General features: G+C 51.7%; 19 protein-coding genes. 8 read left to right on the top strand and 11 right to left on the bottom strand.

The window, feature by feature from the left end:
* The first annotated feature begins 2 nt into the window (after positions 1 to 2).
* Together SH449x_RS00170 and SH449x_RS00165 are read left to right on the top strand one after the other, a co-directional pair.
* Positions 3 to 218 (top strand): hypothetical protein, encoded by a 216-nt coding sequence (locus SH449x_RS00170; protein ID WP_482379299.1) that lies wholly within the window; start codon positions 3 to 5, stop codon positions 216 to 218.
* A 294-nt stretch (positions 219 to 512) separates the two neighbouring features.
* Complete coding sequence (locus tag SH449x_RS00165) at positions 513 to 1,958, top strand: prenyltransferase/squalene oxidase repeat-containing protein (RefSeq protein WP_482379298.1); 1,446 nt, start codon at positions 513 to 515, stop codon at positions 1,956 to 1,958.
* Between the two features lie 16 nt (positions 1,959 to 1,974).
* Here SH449x_RS00165 and mscL read toward each other — a convergent pair whose 3' ends face one another.
* Positions 1,975 to 2,406, bottom strand: a complete 432-nt coding sequence (gene mscL, locus SH449x_RS00160) for a large-conductance mechanosensitive channel protein MscL (protein WP_482379297.1) — start codon at positions 2,404 to 2,406, stop codon at positions 1,975 to 1,977.
* 306 nt (positions 2,407 to 2,712) lie between these two features.
* On the opposite strand from mscL, the gene SH449x_RS00155 reads away from it, so the two are divergent.
* The 4 genes from SH449x_RS00155 to SH449x_RS00140 are packed head-to-tail and all read left to right on the top strand — an operon-like array spanning position 2,713 to position 7,793.
* Complete coding sequence (locus tag SH449x_RS00155) at positions 2,713 to 4,398, top strand: tetratricopeptide repeat protein (protein ID WP_482379296.1); 1,686 nt, start codon at positions 2,713 to 2,715, stop codon at positions 4,396 to 4,398.
* Entirely contained in the window at positions 4,395 to 5,414 is a 1,020-nt protein-coding gene (locus tag SH449x_RS00150; protein ID WP_482379295.1) for a MotA/TolQ/ExbB proton channel family protein, read from the top strand. Before SH449x_RS00155 ends, SH449x_RS00150 begins: the two co-directional genes overlap by 4 nt.
* A gap of 15 nt (positions 5,415 to 5,429) precedes the next feature.
* A complete protein-coding gene (locus SH449x_RS00145) occupies positions 5,430 to 5,861 on the top strand; it encodes an ExbD/TolR family protein (RefSeq protein ID WP_482379294.1) in 432 nt (143 codons plus the stop codon).
* Between the two features lie 3 nt (positions 5,862 to 5,864).
* Positions 5,865 to 7,793, top strand: a complete 1,929-nt coding sequence (locus SH449x_RS00140; RefSeq protein ID WP_482379293.1) for a prenyltransferase/squalene oxidase repeat-containing protein — start codon at positions 5,865 to 5,867, stop codon at positions 7,791 to 7,793.
* Here the strand turns inward: SH449x_RS00140 and SH449x_RS00135 are convergent.
* The 7 genes from SH449x_RS00135 to SH449x_RS00105 form a co-directional block, all read right to left on the bottom strand.
* Positions 7,790 to 8,776, bottom strand: a complete 987-nt coding sequence (locus SH449x_RS00135; protein WP_482379292.1) for a type II secretion system F family protein — start codon at positions 8,774 to 8,776, stop codon at positions 7,790 to 7,792. The genes SH449x_RS00140 and SH449x_RS00135 overlap by 4 nt on opposite strands.
* 31 nt (positions 8,777 to 8,807) lie before the next feature.
* Positions 8,808 to 9,770 (bottom strand): type II secretion system F family protein, encoded by a 963-nt coding sequence (locus tag SH449x_RS00130; protein ID WP_482379291.1) that lies wholly within the window; start codon positions 9,768 to 9,770, stop codon positions 8,808 to 8,810.
* Between the two features lie 4 nt (positions 9,771 to 9,774).
* The gene (locus SH449x_RS00125; RefSeq protein ID WP_482379290.1) at positions 9,775 to 11,097 is read right to left on the bottom strand and encodes a TadA family conjugal transfer-associated ATPase; all 1,323 of its coding nucleotides are present in this window, start codon (positions 11,095 to 11,097) and stop codon (positions 9,775 to 9,777) included.
* Between the two features lie 68 nt (positions 11,098 to 11,165).
* Positions 11,166 to 11,822 (bottom strand): HAD family hydrolase, encoded by a 657-nt coding sequence (locus SH449x_RS00120; RefSeq protein ID WP_482379289.1) that lies wholly within the window; start codon positions 11,820 to 11,822, stop codon positions 11,166 to 11,168.
* 68 nt (positions 11,823 to 11,890) lie between these two features.
* Complete coding sequence (locus SH449x_RS00115; protein WP_482379288.1) at positions 11,891 to 12,346, bottom strand: hypothetical protein; 456 nt, start codon at positions 12,344 to 12,346, stop codon at positions 11,891 to 11,893.
* 797 nt (positions 12,347 to 13,143) lie between these two features.
* Positions 13,144 to 14,307, bottom strand: coding sequence for a hypothetical protein (locus SH449x_RS00110; RefSeq protein ID WP_482379287.1), 1,164 nt, complete (start codon positions 14,305 to 14,307; stop codon positions 13,144 to 13,146).
* A 362-nt stretch (positions 14,308 to 14,669) separates the two neighbouring features.
* A complete protein-coding gene (locus SH449x_RS00105; protein WP_482379286.1) occupies positions 14,670 to 15,818 on the bottom strand; it encodes a transposase in 1,149 nt (382 codons plus the stop codon).
* 74 nt (positions 15,819 to 15,892) lie between these two features.
* Here SH449x_RS00105 and SH449x_RS00100 point away from each other — a divergent pair, with 74 nt between their 5' ends.
* A complete protein-coding gene (locus SH449x_RS00100; RefSeq protein ID WP_482379285.1) occupies positions 15,893 to 17,254 on the top strand; it encodes a hypothetical protein in 1,362 nt (453 codons plus the stop codon).
* Between the two features lie 274 nt (positions 17,255 to 17,528).
* Here SH449x_RS00100 and SH449x_RS00095 read toward each other — a convergent pair whose 3' ends face one another.
* The 3 genes from SH449x_RS00095 to SH449x_RS00085 form a co-directional block, all read right to left on the bottom strand.
* Positions 17,529 to 18,383, bottom strand: coding sequence for a transglutaminase family protein (locus tag SH449x_RS00095; RefSeq protein ID WP_482379284.1), 855 nt, complete (start codon positions 18,381 to 18,383; stop codon positions 17,529 to 17,531).
* Positions 18,380 to 19,384 (bottom strand): glutaminase A, encoded by a 1,005-nt coding sequence (gene glsA, locus SH449x_RS00090; RefSeq protein ID WP_482379283.1) that lies wholly within the window; start codon positions 19,382 to 19,384, stop codon positions 18,380 to 18,382. The genes SH449x_RS00095 and glsA overlap by 4 nt, the downstream gene beginning before the upstream one ends.
* Before the next feature lie 65 nt (positions 19,385 to 19,449).
* Positions 19,450 to 19,743, bottom strand: coding sequence for a hypothetical protein (locus tag SH449x_RS00085; RefSeq protein ID WP_482379282.1), 294 nt, complete (start codon positions 19,741 to 19,743; stop codon positions 19,450 to 19,452).
* 259 nt (positions 19,744 to 20,002) lie between these two features.
* Between SH449x_RS00085 and SH449x_RS00080 the strand changes: the two genes are divergently transcribed.
* Positions 20,003 to 20,923 carry a lysophospholipase gene (locus tag SH449x_RS00080; RefSeq protein ID WP_482379281.1) on the top strand — a complete coding sequence of 307 codons (921 nt, stop codon included), beginning with the start codon at positions 20,003 to 20,005 and terminating at the stop codon, positions 20,921 to 20,923.
* The last annotated feature ends 44 nt before the right edge of the window (positions 20,924 to 20,967 follow it).

Here is a 20,967-nt window from a genome sequence, read left to right as displayed (position 1 = left end):
TTATGAAAAAAGACGATCTCGGACTGTCTCCAGGTGCTCGAAAGGCATTGAGCGTTCATCTAGGGGAAGCAGCTGGTGAAGAAATTGCAACTCTGCTCCAAAAGATGGCGGCGCAAATCGACGAGCTCAAGAGAAGCAAGGTGAGCGTCACACAAGTTATTCCCAACAAATCAACCCCGGACCCACTGCTACAATCCTTAGAGAACGAGTCGTTTTGAGTCGATGGCGGGAACTTAGTATTACGCCTATTGCCCTCGACTTTTTCCGGGGTGTGGAGTTGAATGGAAAGATGGCGAAACGTTACGATTTTCTAGTTCCCGAGCGGTGACCCAAACGTGTTGAATCACACTCCACAAAAAGGGACAATTCCCCCCCCGCCCCCACCTCAGAGGTCACAGCCACCGGGATCGCCGCGACTGGAGCAGCCGCAGCTGGAGCCACCTCAAATAACCCTCCACCCATCGAGCCCGCCACCAGCTCCCCCCATTGAGCCACCTTTCGCAGATGACAGCGTGTCGAGCGACAGTGTGCTTGACGCCCCTCTTCCCTCCGAAGACGAGAATCGTGATTGGAAATCCCGGCTCGCGGATCTGTTTGCGTGGCGTGAGACCCCCTCGTGGCTGGTCAGCCTGATTGTCCACCTGTCGATCATTCTGCTTCTCGCGATCGTCCCCTTGAGCGAAAAAATCGGCAGCGCGATCACCCTACTCTCGAGTGAGTCCTTTACCGAGGGAACCGAGGAGCTTTCCGCTTTCGAATTTAATCCCGTCGAATCCGATTCGGAAATGGAGATACCTGATTTAGCCGAACTCGTCACTCTAGAGGTCGAAGAAATCGAGTTACCATCAGCTGTACCAACTGTCGATTTGAGCAGTCCAGATATCGCGATAAAAAATGGGCTTATCGGTCGATCTGGATTGATGAAGGAAACGCTACTCAAAGCTTATGGCGGAACCCAGGGAACGGAGGATGCTGTGGCTGCCGGTTTAGAATGGCTGGCCAAGCAACAACGCAGCAACGGAGCTTGGTCTCTGGTCGGCCCTTATAAGGGAGGTGCCAACTCGGAAAACGAACCGGCCGCGACAGCCATGGCGATGCTCGCTTTTCTAGGAGCTGGCCACACCCACCAATCCAACACGCAATATTCCAAGAACGTAAAAAATGGAATGAGTTACTTGCTCAGCATTCAAGATGATGACGGATTTTTCGCCAAGCGGGCCATCGGCAATCAGCAGACCTATGCACAAGCGCAATGCACGATTGCCATTTGCGAACTATACGGATTAACGAGTGATCCTATTCTTGAGCCAATAGCCATGAGAGCAATTCGATATGCGATACGAGCTCAAGCTGACGATGGGGGCTGGAGATATAGGCCACGCGAACCGGGTGACACGAGCGTGACTGGTTGGTACGTCATGGCCTTAATGAGTGCAAGGATGGCAGGACTAGCTGTAGAAAGCGATAGGCTCGATCGAGTTAATAACTTTTTGGACAAAGTGCAAAAGCGAAGGGATCGGCTCGAACCTGACAAGTACGGTGAGGCTTATTCCTATATGCCATACTCGAAAGCATCACCAGCCATGACGGCGGAGGGGATGCTTTGTCGAATGTATCTAGGATGGAAGGCCAGCGATGGCAGAATCGTAGGTGGTTCGGAATGGCTTTGCGAGAACCTAGTCAGCACCGACAGGAATCGGATTTCGTTCTACTACTACTATTATGCTACCACGGCACTACATCACGTCGGGGGAGAGTATTGGCGTCGATGGAACGACGCGATGAAAGTGAATTTACCCGCTATGCAGGAGCAGTCGGGGCTCAATAAGGGTAGCTGGGAGGTGTCATCCGATCCGCACGATGGAGGTGGACGTCTCTATGCGACTTGTCTAGCCATCTACTGTCTCGAAACCTACTACCGACACCTGCCATTAAATCAATACAAGCCGGATCTGTAGCGATTCCGCGAGGGTATTAGTCTGCTCGACGCGGGGTTGTTTTCGCGAGCGAATCCCGGATCTCACGCAAGAGCAAAACATCTTCTGGAGTAGCTGGTGGTTCGGCCGGTGCTGATTCTTGTTTCTTCTTCAACGAGTTAATCACCTTGACCGCCATAAAGATCGCGAACGCCACGATTAGAAAGTCAATCGTTGCTTGAGCGAACGCTCCAAAGCCGATCGTAGCGGGCTTAATATTGTTACTTGCAAGAGCCTCCGGTAGTGGAATCGTATAATTCCACTCCTCTATGCTCCTGCCTTGCGTCAGAAATCCCGTCAAGGGCATGATGATTTTTTCTACCAGAGCCGTAACGATTTTAGTGAACGCCCCACCTAGAACCACAGCGACAGCTAGGTCGATGACGTTCCCTCGCATGGCAAATTCTTTAAACTCTTTGATGAGACTCATGATTTCGACCTTCTGTTAACCGATCCCTATTTGTCGCCCACCGCAAAACGCCGCGATTACAAAATAGATGATAGCGAGGTCAATACCGATTCCACTTCGTTCCATGAGTTGAGACCTTGCGAGACGAACCGTAAAGTCACCGGCCCCCTTGCGGCGAATCCACTGCTTCGAGTATTGAACGGAATAGGAAGGATGTGGGCACTTTGAGAGACCTGGAGCGTGTCAAAAACCAGTCGGCGATTTTTTTCTATATTCGAGAGTAGGCGTGACTGTAAAAGGTCATCGCTGGGACTTGTTTTGTGCCTCTTGAGCAGCATTGCATTCCTGCCCCTCTGCAATTCATCCGTCTTTGGACAACGGGACGATGAGTCGCAAGCTATCGACCTCACCCGAGACAAACGGAGCATTGCGACAAAATTTTCAGACGCGAATCGTTTGTTTTCGGCTGGCAAGTACAACGAAGCTCGATCGCTTTACCAAACCATTGCCTCCGTCAGTTCCGGCACGGAATTGGGGCTGCAATGCGAATACTTCGCTGCCATGTCTGCTTGGAATCTATCAGCAAACGACGAGACCGCTGACGGCATGGCGAGTTGGCTTACCAAAGCGAATGCCTTCGAAACCCAAGTTGCCCAATCGGGTGGGGCCATCAAGTCGCCATCGTGGTCCCATTGGATAGAATCAGCGACCATTTTGCTTTCCCGATGGGATGCCATTCAAGGCAGAGTGCAGGAAGCCAAGCAGCGACTAACCAATCGACTTGCTGATGACTCGCAGAGCACGACACGCTTCACAAGAATTCTCGCAGAGCTGGGAAATTTATCTAGCAAAAGACTTAACGATTATCCATCCGCATCCTCCTACCTCCAGCAGGCTTTAGAATCCGTGGGTAGCGACGCGGAGCTTCGCAGTCAAATTCTCGTATCGCTCGCGACCAATGATCTTCAGCTAAACCGATCTACTTACCTGGCCGACTGCATTGCTGATTTAGCTCAGATGAATCATTCTGGGGTCTCAGCAACGTCGATGCTAGAGCTAGCAAACGGCCTTGCAATTACCGGTTCGCGGCAGGAATCGATTCACGTTCTCCAGTCCCTCGTTCGTACCCACCCGAACGCTAGCGAATCCACCGAAGCCCGCATTAGGTTATCCTACGCAGCTGCCATAGATAGTGACTGGCAGGGTGTGTTGCAGCTGACTGAGCAAGCGATCGACTCAGGCCAAGTAGACAGTTGGACGACCTACGCTTTGTACTTGAACGCAAAAGCGAAAATCGAAACGAATCAGGCAGCCGAAGGAAGTGAGCTCCTCGATTCGCTTTTGCAGGATAGCTCACTTTCCGAGGACTTGCAGGCCAACATTCGCCTCGATCTAGCACAGCATTACTATCGGACTGAGGCATGGGGAAAACTAGAACCCGTTGTCGCCTGGTTGGCGGAGCTAGATAGGCGTTCTGCACCTGCCCCGAGTTGGAGACAACGCGTGTGGCTTTGGCAAGCAGAATTGCTAGCACACAAAAACTTCTGGGAGGAAGCCGAACGCATCGTTTCTGCGATTCGTAACGATTTTCCTGAATGGAACAGAAGGTCCGAAGTCGATTATCTATTAGCGCGATGTCAGGTAGCGCGAGCGGAGTTTGACTCAGCTCGCTCCATTCTCACCACCATTACCGAGCCAGTCAGCCTCGCTGCTCGGGCTGCCTGGATGGTAGGCGAGACCTACATGATGCAGCGGCGTTATGAAGAAGCGAGTCAGGCGTACAACGTTGTTCTTCGTTTTCCAAGCGAACGGCTCTGGTGTGCTGCTAGCATAGTTCAAATGGGATTATGTGCAGAGCAAAGGAATCGTTTCCAAGAAGCCGACGAACACTACGAAAAGGTGATTACGGAATACCCTGAATCGCCCTTCGCGCGAGATGCATTGGCCAGAAAATCTGATCTTAACTTATCCACAAAACAGGTCGAACGAATCGGTTCAGGGACGAAACGATGAGTAGTAATCCATTATTACGAAGCACCTGTTTTTCGACGGATTGCAGCAGACTAAAGGTCTGGATTGCCCTCGTTGGATTTTTAACAGTATTCACTCCAGTAGTCGCATCCGGACAAGCTCCGAATTATTCTCAGAACGGATATTCGCCTCAGCAACCCGGCGTATTCCAGCAACCACAAAACAACCGAGTCTTCAACGCTAATGCTGCTTCCAGCAATGCTGCGAATAACCCATCTGGCTTTTCACAACCTGATGCACGATTGGCAGCAAACCCGAACACTGGGCTGACAACGGGCTCCGCGACTCCCGAAACGGACGCTCCCGAAGACGGAAAAATTCCGGTTCGCAGTCTACTGCAGATCTTTCATGATGGCGGCATCATGATGTATCCCATCGCGATTTGTTCGTTTGTTTTAACCGTTTTCTCCTTTGAGCGTTTGATCAACCTTCGAACAGGTCGTGTGATTCCTCGCCCATTCGTCAAGCGGCTGATCGAGCAACTCCAACAACAGCAAATCGATCGGGACGAAGCTTTAGAGCTTTGCGAGCGCAATCCCAGCGCCATCGCGACTATATTGGCTTCCGCCTTGAAGCGTTACGGACGCCCCGCAGTTGAAGTCGAGCAAGCGGTTTTGGATGCTGGAGAGCGAGAGACCAACACACTTCGTCGGCACATGCGACTTCTGAACGCCATCAGCAATGTGACACCGCTACTCGGTCTGCTCGGCACCGTCATGGGAATGATACAGTCCTTTAACGATATCGCAGGCTCGCAGGCAATGGGGAGACCGGAGATGCTGGCAGGTGGGATCAGCCAAGCGCTGCTGACCACCGCCGCTGGGCTGCTCGTCGCCATCCCAGCTTACATGATGTATATGTATTTTCTTGGACACACCGATCGTCTTGTCATGGAAATGGATCGGCATGCACAACAGCTCGTGGATGCCATTTCCGCAGAGAGTTTAGCTGAGAACGATTCTGGACGAACCCGTTCTAGAAGTCGCAAGGCCGCGTAGCAACAAGGTGCCAGGATGCCTCTGAAGATAAATCACGAAGAATCGGCCGGTATCAATTTGACCAGCATGATCGACGTGTTATTCCTGCTGATTATCTTCTTTATGGTAGGTACTAGATTCTCGGAAACAGAAGGGAGCATCGAGGTAAATCTGCCCAAAGTTTCCAATGGTGGGGCCATGCTGAATCCACCACAAGGGAAAGTGGTGGCTCTCAAGGGGGACAATTCCATTGTGTTTGATAATCGCCCAGTGAGCATCGGCGAGCTATCCGCTGCGCTAGCGAATCAGCGAGCAAACTACCCGGATCTCAAAATTCAGTTCAAAGCTGACGGAAACTGCAGCTACCAAGCTGTGAGCACCGTGATTGATGCGATTCGCAAGGCGGGCGTCTACAATCTGGAGCTACGCAACGCCGAGTACCAAATGCCTAATAGCCAACGGCGTTGATCCATGGCATTCTCATGGCCCATTATAGTCGATGTTATCCTGTGGGAGAATTCTCTCGCAGTCGTTGGTGTCTTTGGCGTCCGCTGGTGGGCGGTCGTTCTAGGTGTGCTCTTCGCGGTTGTTGCCTTAGCCCTCTTAGTAGCATCGTGGACCAAGTGGGGGCAGCAGAAGCCGCTGACGAAATGCGTCGCCCTCGCGTTTCTTGCGCACATCTGGTTGCTTATGTACGCCTATGGAACTCGGGTCAGCACTCCCGGTACGGGGGGCGGTGCGTTGGGTGGTCCCAAAACGCCATCCATGCATGTCAGCATACAGAGCGCCCCTTTCGATCCAAACCTTCTGGAAACCAACTCGCCCTACCCCGAGGATAACGCAAGGGACAGTGATTCGGACCGCGAGGCCCTAGCCACCAATCGCGTGCAGCCATGGGAAGCCCCCTTGCCAGAGCAACAAGACAGGCAACAAGAGAAGATGGAAGTGGCGGCACTACCTGAGACGTTGATGCCAGCGCAGGAGCGAACAGTTGCACTAAAGGAACTAGCCTTTGTTCCGCAGCCATCCACGTTCGACGATGCTGCGTTGAACGATTTTTTAGAAAGCCTGGAATCGGAAACAGTGGCCGAAGCGTCGGCTTCCTCGTCAGCTCCCGTTCTTCCCTCGGAAAGCGACTTGATTGCCCAGCGGCCCATCGAGGAGTCGAGATTTGTACCCCTATCGACGCCACAATCATCGACGACCGCTCCTCCTGCAACGTCCCCTTACCAAAACCGCTTTGCCATAAATCGGATGGAAATTGTCCGTGCGGGTGGAGGCGATGAGAACACCGAAGCTTCGGTGCAACTAGCTTTGGAGTGGTTAGCTCGCGCTCAGAGTACCGATGGTGGCTGGTACGCAGCTCAGCATGGTGGAGGAAATCCCATCATGATCAATCGGATCGGACCTGATGGTGAACGCAGACAGAACGCCGGAGCGCGGGCCAATACAGCTATGACAGGACTAGCAATCCTCGCTTTTTTGGGAGCAGGGCACCATCACTACGATGGTCAATACTCGGCGAACGTAGCCGCCGGGCTACGATATTTGATTTCTCAGCAGAAGGCATCCGGCGACTTGTCGGGACACGATCAGAATGGTCGCGAAGAAGTAGTACGATTCGCTCGCATGTATAGTCACGGAATGGCCGCACTCGCATTGGCAGAGGCTTACGCGATCACTAAAGACCCGGCATTGGCGCCCGTTGTGTTCCGAGCGGCCGATTATTCCGTGCGTGCTATGAATCCACAGACTGGTGGCTGGAGATACGAATTTGCGACCAACGACCCCGGTGATACGAGTCAGTTTGGTTGGCAAGCGATGTTCCTTTTGAGCGCGGCTCGCGGCGAGGCTATCGTTCTTGATGATTCCAAGCGAAAACTTATGCATCGCTTTCTAGATTCCGTGGCTGTCGGAAGCGATCGCGGCTTGGCCACCTATCGACCACGACTCGCCTACGGTCAACCCGATGCCCCTACTGCGACAATGACCGCAGAGGCCATGGCTTCTCGATTGCTCTTGGGAGTTCCGACAACCCTAGCCGCTCAGCGTGAATCGCAACGGATGATGCTAAGTCAGCTACCTGGAGACCGAGAGGACAATTTCTACTATTGGTACTATGCAACCCTAGCAATGTTTCAAATGCGAGGGGCTGACGAAGGTGACTTATCCTGGAACAAGTGGAATGACGCCATGAAAGCTAGGCTCGTCTCCAGTCAAGTTACCTCGGGTCCCGATCGCGGCTCATGGGCCCCGACGTGTGTCTGGGGGCCTTATGGAGGCAGGATCTACACAACAGCCCTCGGTTGCTTGAGCCTCGAGGTTTACTACCGGTTCCTGCCGATATATCAAACTCGGCAAACCGCAGGGTGGCAACCGGTAAACGAAAATTACCGTTAGTTTTGTCCAGCCATAGCCGGCAACATTTCCCTCGCCATTTGAATCGCAGCCGGTCCAACCAGAACCACGAACACCCCCGGGAAGATGAAAATAACCAGGGGGAAGATCAACTTCACGGCGGTTTTAGCAGCCTTCTCCTCTGCGATCTGTTGTCGCTTGATTCGCATCGAGTCGCTTTGAACACGAAGGGCTTGTGCGACTCCAGAGCCGAACTTGTCCGCTTGGATCAGAAGCGAAGCCAACGTTCTCAGATCTTCCACGCCCGTCCTGTTTCCAAGATCCTGAAGCACCTCGGCCCGAACCTTGCCCATTTGGAGGTGTAGCGTGCACAGCTGGATCTCCTCCGTCAAAATAGGATAGGATGCCGCCATCTCTTCAGCAACCTTTCGCATCGCTTGATCAAGCCCGAGCCCAGCCTCTACGCTAACTACCAACAAATCCAAACAATCAGGCAAGGCTAGTGTGATTGCCTGCCTTCGTTTCTTAGCAAGAAAATCGAGGATGAACTCCGGCAGGAAGAACAGTATTCCACCACCCAGAAAAGCTTTGAGCAACACGCCAGTGTTGAGCCCATAAAGGATGACGGAAACGCCCCCTCCCATGATAAAGCCCGTGATACCCGCGATCACTTTGATCGACAAAAACATTGCAGCAGCAGATTCCGTTCGGAAGCCGGCTTCCGAAAGTCGTTGCGTCAGTTTGTCTCGCTCAACGGTTGTCTTGGGTTCAAGATACTTCGATAGCGATGGGGATGCATTTTCGAGAGCGCTTGCAAAACGATCCATCTGGCCGCCGCTGTCGGAGGAGTCAGACGATTTTCTCTTGAGATCATTAAGTCGGTCGAGACGATCCTCGGCTACAGCTCGCTTGTCTGAACCAAACATGTCCATCAGCAGCCAAGCGAGTGCCCCCACGCCAAGGAACACGGCAGCAACAATCATGAGATTGCGATCGAGGAAGGCAAGGATGATGAATGTATTCATTTGCAGATTTACCTTTTGCTTTATCTTTGCGCTATACCTTGATGTCGATAATCTTCCTGATAACAAAGGCTCCCGCCAGCTGCATCAGAATCGCAAGCCCCAACAATCGCTGCCCCATCGGGTCGGTGAAGAGCTTTGTGATGTATTCATAATTGAGGAAAAGCATGATGAGAAACAAACCGGGGGGAAGGGCAAGCAACACAACTCCCGACAATCGTCCCTCACCCGTCAACGCTTGAATTTGACCCGCCAATCGGAACCGAGAACGAACGAGGCGACCGATCTTGTCCAGAATTTCGGCCAAATCCCCCCCAGTGGTACGTTGCAGAATCACAGCAGTCGCAAAAAAACGAAGATCTAGGTTGGGAACCCGTTTCGTCATACTTAGCAGAGAGGTTTCGAGAGAAACCCCAAGCTTTTGCTCCTCAAAAGCACGACGGAACTCGCTTGCAATGGGGTCCTGCATTTCCTCAGCAACTAATCCAATTCCCGCAGCCAGCGAATGCCCCGCTCGGAGCGAGCGACTGAGCATTTCCAACACATCGGGTAGTTGGGAGCTGAATTTGGCGATCCTTTTTTTTCGCTTAAACTGAATCACGAGGAGCGGAAGGAAAAACACGACCAAACCCGCGACGGGAGCCAGCAGTATCGGTATCGGGGCCAACGCGACACCGACCGTCGTGACCAATCCCAATCCAATACAGATTAGCGAAAGTTGAGACACGGTCAGCTTCATGCCCGACTGATCAAGCATAGACTTCACGTCAAACATTCGAGTCAACACTTCATCCAGCAACGAGGTTTTTCCCTCGAGCGGATTTCGAATCATTAGCTCTTGTTCCTCGAGCGCAGCTGCTGACGAGGACCTAGTCAGAGAACGCAGTCGACTTTCAGCAATTGACTCTTCATCACCTTGCATGGCAAACGCGACCGCCCCGATGATGGCAGCCACGCATATACCTATCGATGTGGTGAGTATGATAATCAAAACCATTGCTCTAGGCTCGCATCATGATTCGTTGTCGGAAAGCACTGGCAGGCAGACGAATGCCCGCTGCCTCCAGTCGTGACATAAACGAAGGTCGCACGCCGCTCGCTTCGAAGTATCCGGTTGCTTTTCCAGCTTCATCCACACCGTCTTGAACAAAGCGATAGATGTCCTGCAACACCACCGTGTCCTGTTCCATACCTTGAACCTCGGTGATATTGAGCACGCGACGCGGCCCCCCTTGCAATCGGTTAGCCTGGATGATGAGATCCACTGCCCCAGCAATTTGCTGTCGGATCGCCTTGACTGGTAGTTCAAACCCGGACATCATCACTAGGGTTTCCAGACGGGCGATCGCATCTCGCGGCGAGTTGGAGTGAATCGTGGTCATAGATCCATCGTGACCGGTATTCATAGCTTGTAACATGTCGAGCGTCTCGCCCCCCCGGCATTCACCGATGATGATCCGCTCAGGTCGCATCCGAAGGGCATTCTTGACTAGGTCCGTTGCGGTGACAGCTCCTGTACCCTCGATGTTAGCAGGTCTGGTCTCCAATCGGACCACGTGCTCTTGCTGTAATTGAAGTTCAGCAGCGTCCTCGATCGTTACAATTCGCTGGTCGTTCGGGATAAAGCTGCTTAGCGTATTCAAGAGAGTGGTTTTACCTGAGCCCGTACCACCGCTGATAATGATATTCAGCCGAGCTTTGATGCATCCCTCGAGCAACATCACCATCTCAGGGGTAAATGCTTTGTAATTCAGCAACCCCTCCAGCTTGAGAGGGTTCGAACCAAAACGACGAATGGAAACCGCCGCACCGTCCAATGCCAGAGGTGGGATAATCGCGTTAACCCGCGATCCATCCTCTAGCCGCGCATCCACCATGGGGCACGTCTCATCGACCCGCCGTCCAACCTTGGATACGATTCGGTCGATGATCTGCATCAAGTGTGAGTTATCACGGAATTCGACTGTCGTTTTTTCTAGCTTGCCGCGACGTTCGACGAAGATATTCTTTGGACCATTGATCAGAATGTCGCTGATGGAAGCATCCTTGAGCAGGAACTCGAGCGGTCCTAACCCGAGCGTCTCATCCAGCACCTCATCGATAAGTCTGTCACGCTCAGACCGATTTAGGTGAGTCTTTTCACCATCGCAAAGGTGCTCGATAACCGCTCGGATTTCTCGCCGGAAAGATTCCCCTTTCAGGTCGCCGACACGAGACAAGTCAAGCTTGTCAACTAGTCTTTGGTGGATCCGCTTTTTGGTCGTTTCAAAGTCTTCTTGTTTACCTTGGTCACCCGGGCGACCTGGAGAAATCGTTGGCTTCATGGGATTCGCGGTCTCTAGTGTTGCAACACTACGCGATCCAATAGTGCCATTCCAGCTATCGGGGTACCCTACTCAAGCAACATTGACTGTAACTCTCGAGCAGAATGCACCACGTGCATTGCACCATGTTCGCGTAACTCACTCTCGGGGCGGAAGCCCCACGTCACACCAATCGCAAAAAAACCTGCTCCAACTGCAGTTTTCATATCGGTGTTCGTATCACCCACATAAGCGATACGATTCGAATCGATTTGCCATTGCTCCCTCATCCAACGGGCACTTGCCGTGTCAGGTTTGCGTGGAAACCGGGCCGAATGCCCTACGACCAGATCAAAAGGAATATCTGGAAAGAAGTAATCCGAACAACGCTTGGTAAAAGCTTCCGGTTTATTGGACAATACACCGAGCAAGCGATTCGCTCCTCTCAAGGAATTGAGCATTTCGGGGATACCCTCGTATGGTTTGGAACGTTTATTCCACTCTTCCTGATAGGCCGCCTCGAACAACTCTGTGCACTGCCGCATCAAATTGTCGTCGGTCAGCGTTTCTGGCAAGGCTCTTTGAAACAAAACCGACACGCCATCGCCCACCAAAAACTGATAGTCAACGAGCGCGTGAGTTGGTCTACCCAAATCCTCGAGCACGCGATTGGCAGCGGTCCCAATATCCTCGAGCGAGTCGAGCAAAGTTCCATCTAAATCGAAAATAACGCCGTCAAAACGCATGGCACTGCCGTCTAATAGGTGAAGCCGGGGGATGAATACCCGGGGTAGTGTTTAACCGACACAAAAAGCTAGGGAGTCTCGTTCGCGTTAGCGGGTTCGACGTACAACTCTCCCTCATCAGGTCGATAACGATAAATCTGTCCCACTGGCAATTCTGGTAACTTGATTCTGTTGTCTGCGAGCTCTTTCATGAAAGACTCGTGCGTCTTGGGCAAATACCCATTCGTCGCCCGGTACAGGTCCATCAACTTATGAATTTGGTCAAAGACAATTCTTTCTTTGATCTGAAAGTAGGCTTTTGCGGGAGCTGCGATGAAATTGGCCGGATTGGCTGGGTTCAATTCACCAAAACTCTGCCCTTGCCTACCAACACCAACTCCGGCCACCCGTGATTCCTGTGCAGATTGGTCTGAATCCTGTGCCGCATTCTGGCTGGCTTGCCGATCACGTTCACGTTCTTCTGCTGGTTTGCAGCCTATGCCGATTACGCAGCATAGCGTGGATAGAATGATAAGATATTTCATAGGTTGCGATCCTCAGCCGTTGCGAACAAGAACAATTCACCTCTGTGATTGTATTAGCATAAGCGTTCAGTCTCGATTTACCAGTTCGATGATGCAGATTCCCGGTCATTACGACCCATTCCATGGTCAGCGCGTGCCAGCAGAGATAATTCCGTGAGCCGCCGGAACATCGGTCGCTTTTTCACCGCAACCAGATCCATCTATATCGTACCGGTCTTTGTTCGGATCTTATCAAGCTCCGGTATGATGAAAGCGACCTCGTTACACCCAATGCCGAACAACGGGTCTACGACCGCAATTCGGCCCTTAACACATTATCCTGCATTTTATGCGACATCCCTCAAGTCGGGAGAGGCAAAATGATCGAAGGCAGAATAATGGACATACTCTGATTGAGCCCCAATTCATGCAAAGCGAATGTTTTGGAGTTCTGCAACTCCTCCTACCGCCATGGGCGTTCGCTGATCGTTCCAACGATGGTTGCTGACCATCGCTGGAAGTTGAAAGGGCCTCCCGGTTCTCGCGATTGAAGTTTCTACGCATGGTCAGGTTCTTGGACTCCGCCGAGCCATACCATCGCTTGCCAGTAACGCGACGGTATGTATTGCCTTCCAACAGACACAACAGTGTCGGCACTCGGAATGTGTGATTTCGCAGCTCGATAGCTTGCCTCCATATACCTCTGTTGTGGCTACACCCATGACGTTACCGCCATCAGCGTATGACTCGAGGTCAAAGTGATTGGCTAAATCTTGTTTGCAGGACTCTTTCATCAGCCCTAAAGCTACCCCGCACTTTCAAAACCCATAGATAATCAATCTGTCTCGTTTTTTGCCTTGCAACCATAGTGGCTCGGATAGGCTTACATCGGTTACTTTCCCATTCTTCCAGGATATCTTAGCAGTTGCTGGCGACTTTCCATCGAGATCATAGGACCATTCTGGATAGTAGATAAAATCAGGTGAGCCAAGAATGTCCAACACTTCCTCGGGCGACATCCCCGACTTTACGAAATCCAACATTTTTTCTCTATCCTCTTGCGCAGGAGGATTAAAGTAATTATCTGTTCCGACTAGCAAAAATTCATGTACGTGTAGTGCACGAGGGGACTCGCCCAGACGGCGTAAAGACAAATGGCAAATCTGTCGGAGTGTAAACTGCCTTGTGAAGAAAGGATCAACTGCGCCGTGTTCCATTTCGAGCCCAAGAACACCACCGGAGCGATCAGAATATTCAGAGTGTTGTAGTCTTCTTAGATCACGGATCGTCTCTTTCATTCCGAGTTGTCCAGCAAGTAAAGCAGCGACGAGTACTTCTTGATCAACGTCATCCCATAAAATATCAGCGTTTGAATTCTCTAAAAGAGTGCGGCAATATTCGATTTGATACTTGCGAATCGAAGCTTCGATTGTCGGGATGATTCGAACGGAATCTCCCGTCACAGGGTCAAATACTATGCCTCCACCCCACCACGTGTAAACGACGAATAATGTTCGACTGTCGAAGTTCACAAATCGCCAAATCGAAAACGGGCTCCAGCTCATTCCTTCGATCGTCCATACTTTGAATTCACTTCGTTCCTTGTCTGTCAAATTAATCTTCACACTGGGAACTCGTCCACGATTCTGACCATTCACGTCTACGAACAACAGTTGATCCCCTCCGGTATAAATCGCCACCCATCCATCATCCGATACCGAGATACCTACAGGAGAGTCCTCTCGCACTGATTGCTCTGCTTGCTTTCGCTCCCAAATCTTTTTACCCTCTCTGTGAAGCGAATAGACGAAATCTTTCTGCCAGCCCCGCGAACCTTTTCGCCGATTGTCAGGAGAGACCGCTTCAACACGCCATTCGCCGTTGGACGATTGAGCATGGATATCTGGAAAATATTGATCAGAACCAAAGCAAATGGATACCCACAAGAAGAGCGGGATCAACAAACAACTTTTGAATCGCATTTTTGCGGCCTCGATTCACAACGACAATAATTCCCAAAGAAAAACAATCCTCTAGATCTGTCACCCCATTCTAATCGCAGCCAATCAGACGCACGAATTCAAAAGAATTTTCAGTTAGTGCCATCCAAACATTCTGCATTGGCGAATCGGAGATTCCACCTAGTGTTCATGAGTGTCTAAGCGGAATTGGATCTTCTAAACGAATAGCTCGGCCCATGTTGCCCTTGAGCGAAGCGAAATTTGGCACAGGGAAACCTGTTGAAGCAAGCAGCGATCTGAGCAGAAAAGCTTGGGCGACTCTCCGCTTAGCTTCGCAGTCGTCTGTAGAGCGTCAGAAGAACAGTGTTCTTATCGAGTCGAGCCTAGCTGAAACAAGCTGCGGCTCGCCGTTGGCCCCTGTGCCAACGCTTGCCTATCCGCTCCGCATCACCCGACATGGACTCCGTACCTCCGACGCAGCGGCTAAAGTACTTCTTGAAGTTCCACACCAAGTCCGAAAGCATCTCCGGCACCACGCCACATGCAATCAACGCGTCGCTGAGCGGCTTCGGCAACGCAACCGTACCCGCACTCGGCTTGTTCTCGGCTACCCAGCCAAGCAGTTTCTTGTAGCTGCTCCAGTCGATTCGAAGAAACCCCCTATCACTTGCTCGCAGGCCGTCACGATGCACTTGCGGGTCGCTTGACAACACTCCCGACCCTAAACATAGCGGAGCAAGCCAACTGTCTCGAGGCACCTGTTTGGTGGTCCCCTTCTTCTTGGCCTTGTGATCCTGGCGTTGCTCGGCCAGTGACTTGCCACGCTGAGCCACCGACTCTTCGTGCGTGATCGGTATTAAATCGAATGCCGCCGAAGGAATCTGCTTTCCCTTCTCCGCTTCGATGCGATCGTAAACCGACGTATGCACCGATTTCTCGAGACTCTCGGCCAAGGCAGCTCGAATCGGATTCAAGTCCACATACATGGCGCAAGCCAACAAACCCGCATCATCGACGATACGTTGCGCTTTGAAGCGTCCTTCCCAGAACCGGCCGGTGCAGTTATCCTGTCGGTTCGCAAAACGAGCAATCGGCTCGGCTAGAGCACGCATGAACCAAGAAATATCCGTCAACCTCGTCCGAATCTTGGCCAAGAGTTCCGGATCGGCAAGAACCCGTTGGACATCGGATTGCGATGGTTCGGCCAAGTGTTCTTCGAGTCTGCGTCCTGGGAAAACGCGAAGCCAGCGGATGGCGACTTCTTCGTCGGATAGGTTGGCTAGCACATCCGGTCGATTGCGTAAGATGACATGTAGGTGGTTAGAGAGAATCGCATAGGAGAGGATATCGATAGCGAAGACCGAGGCGAGTGCTTCGAATCTGCGACGAATCCATTCGCGGCGGTAGGAGTAATCGACCCCCGAAACGGCATCGAAACCGGCCAGAAAGGCACGGCGTACGCACCGCTGCACACAATGCACTACCGCGATCTCGTCATGCCTGAACTGTTCTGTGCGTAGTGGTCTACCCATGAATGGACTCCTCTAGTTAGTGGGACATTTTCCAAATGATACCGGGGGGTAAAAAACAGTCAAGTAAAAGATGGATGGCACCATATGGAACTATTATTCGATACTGCCCAGAGCAACCACAATTTGTAGAGAAGGCTGTCCGCTATTTGCGGAAAGCAAACGAAGTCGATGGTCAAGGTCGAAACTTATTACACATGCTTGTGCTGTCATCCGATGATCGCCCCATCGTCCGGCCAATCAGCGTTGAGAACTCCACTGATGGGGTTCAGCGACGAATTATGGAGGTTACGATTGATGCGGTAAAAAGATTTGATACACGAAAAAGAATGCAACGCAGTAAGTATGCTCTGTTGTACCACGCGGGGGTTGACCCGTGTGTGAAGAATCGGTTGGGAAAGACTTCTATTGTCGCTTATCTGGATCAGTTGGGATCCGTAACAGGAAAGGCCAGCGATCACAACTTTGATCAATTGGTGGAGATAAATTGCTGGGAGGCATTGCGGCTTTTTTATCATTCGGACTGCGTGCATGATGCAGGCAATCGCGAGGAACTGCTCGAAGCATTGGATGATTTCATCAATCGTCGAGGTGGACTAGTCGCTGGGAGCATGTTGCTCTCGACTCGGGAGAATCTTGCTCGAGCAATTCAGAAGGCTAGTCTAGTTGCCACTCACTTAGCATTACCTCAGGAATTTACCGATATTGGAACGTTCCCGGTCGAGGACTTGTTTCCGAATCGCTTCGCAGAAAAAGTTCTCAAGTCAATTCGTGGGGAGCGGCCACAAGGATTGAATCCAAAAGAACTGGAATCGCTTAGATCCGATGGACTCGATGTTGATACGAAAGGAAAGTCAGGAGTAATCCTGCTTTTTTGTTCGTACATCATGAAAAATCACAAATGGTTCGAGTCCTTGATAAAGAGTGGCGAATCCCCGATTTTGCCATTGTCTGAGGATCTGTCGGAACATGTTGATATCTATTGGCGAGTCGCTAACGGAATCGACTTTTGCCCTGAGCGGGGTGAGAATGTGCTTTTGGCAATAGCGTTAAATCCGTTTGACCGAGCGGTGTACTTGAAGACAGCGATGCAACATTGGCGTCAGTGGAATGATTGCGATGACCTTCGGCGCAATGTCATGCACAGGATACTGTTTCACCGAGTTCCAGAGGCTCAAACTGACCTAGTTTTAGAATTGGCCACTACAGGCGTTGACCTGAACGCTCAGTCCATAGGTGGAGCAACACCTTGCCACATTGCGGTCTTCCGCAACGCGTCATTGATTCCGAAACTCGTTGAGAAGGGCGCGGATGTTAACATTCGTGACTTTCGTGGTCTTACTGTCATGGACTTATTAAAGAGGTCAGTTGAAGAAATGTGTACATTCCACGAGGAGAATGCCAAAGTCCTTAATCAACTCCAAGGGGGACAGAATTAGGCAGGCCGCACCTTAATCTTTCATTAGAGTGTACCTGGCTTTTAACTTACCGCTTGGTTACCATTTAGATGGTTAAGTGAAGTGCGGGTGTGACCGGATTATCCGGGTGCGATCCGGTTGGTGCGCTGACGGAGTCGTAAATTACGCAGGTTTCGAGTTCATAAGGTCATTGACTGGCAACAAAAAATGGATGGCACCATTTGTGATTTGTGACACTTGGTTCCTACGGAACGGAGAGAGCCCCAGTGATGGATAGCGACAGTCATTCAAAGAACTAGATTGCGAACACTTGCACCGAAACCTCCATCCCGTTGAATGCCCCCGACGAGCCATTCCATGTCCCCGAGATCGGGGCCGCTTTTTCTTGCTCGCGTGCAACGGCAACAGAGATATGCTCGGAGCCTACGAGCTTGTTGTTGGTGGGGTCAAAACCACGCCAGCCAGCCCCAGGGATATAAATCTCCGTCCAAGCGTGGGTGGAACCATGTTGCCCCTGAGCAAGCTGAATGTAGCCGGTTACGAATCTTGCAGCAAAGCCCCAAAAACGTGCCGCTTCCATCATCAACACAGCGTAGTCGCGACACGATCCAGATCGCAAGGAAATAGTTTCGTGGGGCAATTGCACGCCCGGATCCCATCGAAGCTTGTATTCCAGCGACTCGAATATGTACGTGTTCAATCTGTTCAACAACTCGATCGTATCCACCAATTGACCAGGGGCATATACCCCCTGAAGCCAGCGATGCAAAACCGGACCATCGTACGGATAGCTTGGCAGTCTATAGGAAATCAATTCGACTTGCTCGTCGGGAGAATACTGAAACGGATACGAGCGAGCGTTCTCGTCGATCAAGCACTCAATAGTGGGGTCGTCGTAGAGTTCGACATCAATTTGTGCGTTAATCCGTAACAGGTCTGAAGGGCCGGCAAATGTAGCCAGAGCTACCGAGTTACCCTCGACATCTCGCACCCAGCGAATCGTTGCGTCAGGTTGGACCTCGAGCGTCGCAGAGATAATTCGAACATCGTGCCCTTCGCGAGGCCTGATTAGAATGCGGTGAACCCCAAAGGAAACCGGTTCGGAGTACTTATAGCTGGTGTTATGCGAGATTCGAATTTTTTGAATCATAGGTCTTCGGTGGTTTTGATGAGAGGCTCGATCGCATCTACATGAGGAGCGGAAATAAACAGATCCATACCTAATTCTTGAGACAGGAACTTGGCAACTAATCGCCCCTTAACGCTGTTTCCGTATGGATCCAACAAAGGAGCATACGTACCGAGGGCACCCTTGCCAGGCGAGACTGTCATCATACCACCAGCGATCCCACTTTTGCCGGGCAATCCGATATCATAAAGCCAACTGCCTGATTGTTCATACAATCCAGCCGTAGCCATACTGGCAAGCGTGTAGTGACACACCATCGACTGAACGACTCTCTTTCGGGTCACCGGGTTAACCCCTCCGTCCGCTAAGGTGGCTCCCATGCTGGCCAGGGTATGAGCTGTAACCGACAAGCAACAGGCTCGCGTGTAGAGATCGAGCGCTTCGTCGGGGTCGCAGTAAATACAGTCGTAAGCCTGCAGCAAACGGCTCGTGCTGCGATTACGAAAATTGGATGCCATGGCGGATTGGTAAACTGGCACGTCAAGTGCGAGATCGTGTCCCGCGAAATTTGATAGCTCGGTGAGCAAGAATTGCCATTTCGATTCCAGAGAATTTCCGGGGCAAAGACTGCACACTGCGATCGCTCCCGGGTTTACCATGGGGTTGGTGAGCCCTGCACCGTTTTCTATTGCGGCAAGGGAGTTAAATGGCAGTCCGGTCGCTTCTAAACCAATTTTTTCGCGAAGGACATCTGGCCCCACCTGCTGGCAAAGAATGGCGAAGGTTAATGGTTTCGAGACGCTCATAATTGTGAACTCCGCTCGCGTCTCGCCGATTTCGAAAACACGCCCCGTAGCTCCGACAATACAGATACCGAACGCATCGCGGGGTGCATTCGCTAGTGCCGGGTAAACATCGCTTTGGACCCCTTCGCTGTTCGTCGAGAAACGTTGATAGGCAACTTCCAACAACGATTGAATCAGGCCTTCATCTGGTAGACGACCGGTGGATATATGGCTCATAGATATCTTTCTTGGGCAGCGCCCTCATCGGCCAACATACCTACTGGATGCCCAACTCGGGCTGGTTAGGCAGCTCGGGCTCCCTGCGGGGCCTCTCCCCACCCCTGTTTTAAGAACAATTCTAAGCTGCCAGAGTAGATCATTTCGTTTTGACCGTCTAGGACCTTCACATGCTCTTCTTGTGCGAAGAAGGTCAAGCTGTATCCGGACAAACAAAACCTTCGCCCAAAGTACATGCCATCGGAGATTAAGATGGTTTCGATTACGGAATCATCACTCCCGTCTGTACTATCCGAAGGATGTCGTGACACGACCAAGCTACGTAGTTGTTGCCGAATTCGTTCTGCGGAAGTGCTCAAGGCCAATACTAGCTTTCTGAGTTGGATAAGGGGCGCCGCCTTGCGTGTATCGGTTAGGTTGATTTGCTGGTTTACCTATTTTTCTCTGAGCCCAATCCTTTTTCTTCAATCCTGCTTTTCGCTCATTTTCTTCTAGCCCGGGGTCGATTGTGAATGTTACGCAACCATTGACGGCAAGCAGTTAGCCAATCGCTGGCATTGTTTGCGACCGCGTGAACTTGCGTCAGCGAAGGATACTCGAGTCACAAAAGGCAGTAGAGTGAATCTATACGAATCTCCCGTGGCAACTTGGACCAGCAGGCGTTCGAGCCCAAATGGGCATCGATTTGTTCATTCCTGGTTTCCCGAGTCCTTTCAGCCTTGGGCTTCGCTGACGGTCATTCACGGATTCGGGGATCATGGCGGTCGGTTCGCAGGGCTGGGTAATTCGCTCGCCTCTATGGGTGTCGCATTGGTTGCTATGGATCTAGTGGGCCATGGTCGCAGCTCGGGGAGGCGAGGCTGCATCGACTCGTACGATCAATTGATGGACGAAGTTGCTGCGGGGCTTGAAATCTCCCGAGCCGAATGGGGCAGGATTCCTCAATTCCTATTTGGGCAGAGCATGGGAGGGAATCTGGTCCTCAATCTCGCTCTGCGTCGCCCTGAGTTTTGCTCGAACCTCTTCGGGGTTCTCGCAGCCTCGCCTATGCTCCGCGCGGCCCACATGCCTAGCGAAAAAATGATGTCGATCGGAAGATGGTTAGCAGGAAAATTTCCCAGCCTGCGAATTCACGCCCCAGTCCGGACCAAGGAACTCAGTCAGGATCGCAGGGCTCAAGACGCGTATTTCCGGGACAAGCATGTTCACAACCGGATGTCGCTCAAAATGGCGATCAGCCTGATTGACTCCGGGCTGTGGGCCGTCGAAAACGCATCGAATTTGAAAACGCCTGCAATTTTGATGCACGGGACCGAAGACAAACTGGTTTGCCCGAGGGCGAGCGAAGAGTTTGTGAGACGCACATCTGGCCTGGCAACCCTGCAGTTGTGGACAGGTTGCCGGCACGATCTGCACGACGATTTGCGGCGGGAAGTCTATTTCCGCGAGCTATCTAAGTGGATGAAGCAGCGATGCACCACGTCGTTCAAGCTTTCGATGCCCAAAGAGGCCAGCCAAACCGTCGCAGCAGCCGCCTGATTTCCAGGAAAGACTCCCCCAAATCTAGCCTTGCACCTACAATC

The sequence above is a fragment of the Brakhagea baltica genome, assembly GCF_052161605.1.
In the GTDB taxonomy this organism is placed as follows: Bacteria; Planctomycetota; Planctomycetia; order Pirellulales; family Pirellulaceae; genus JBKCUI01.
The sequence above is the reverse complement of the archived record's forward strand: the minus strand, read 5'-3'. Positions and strand labels throughout refer to the sequence as shown.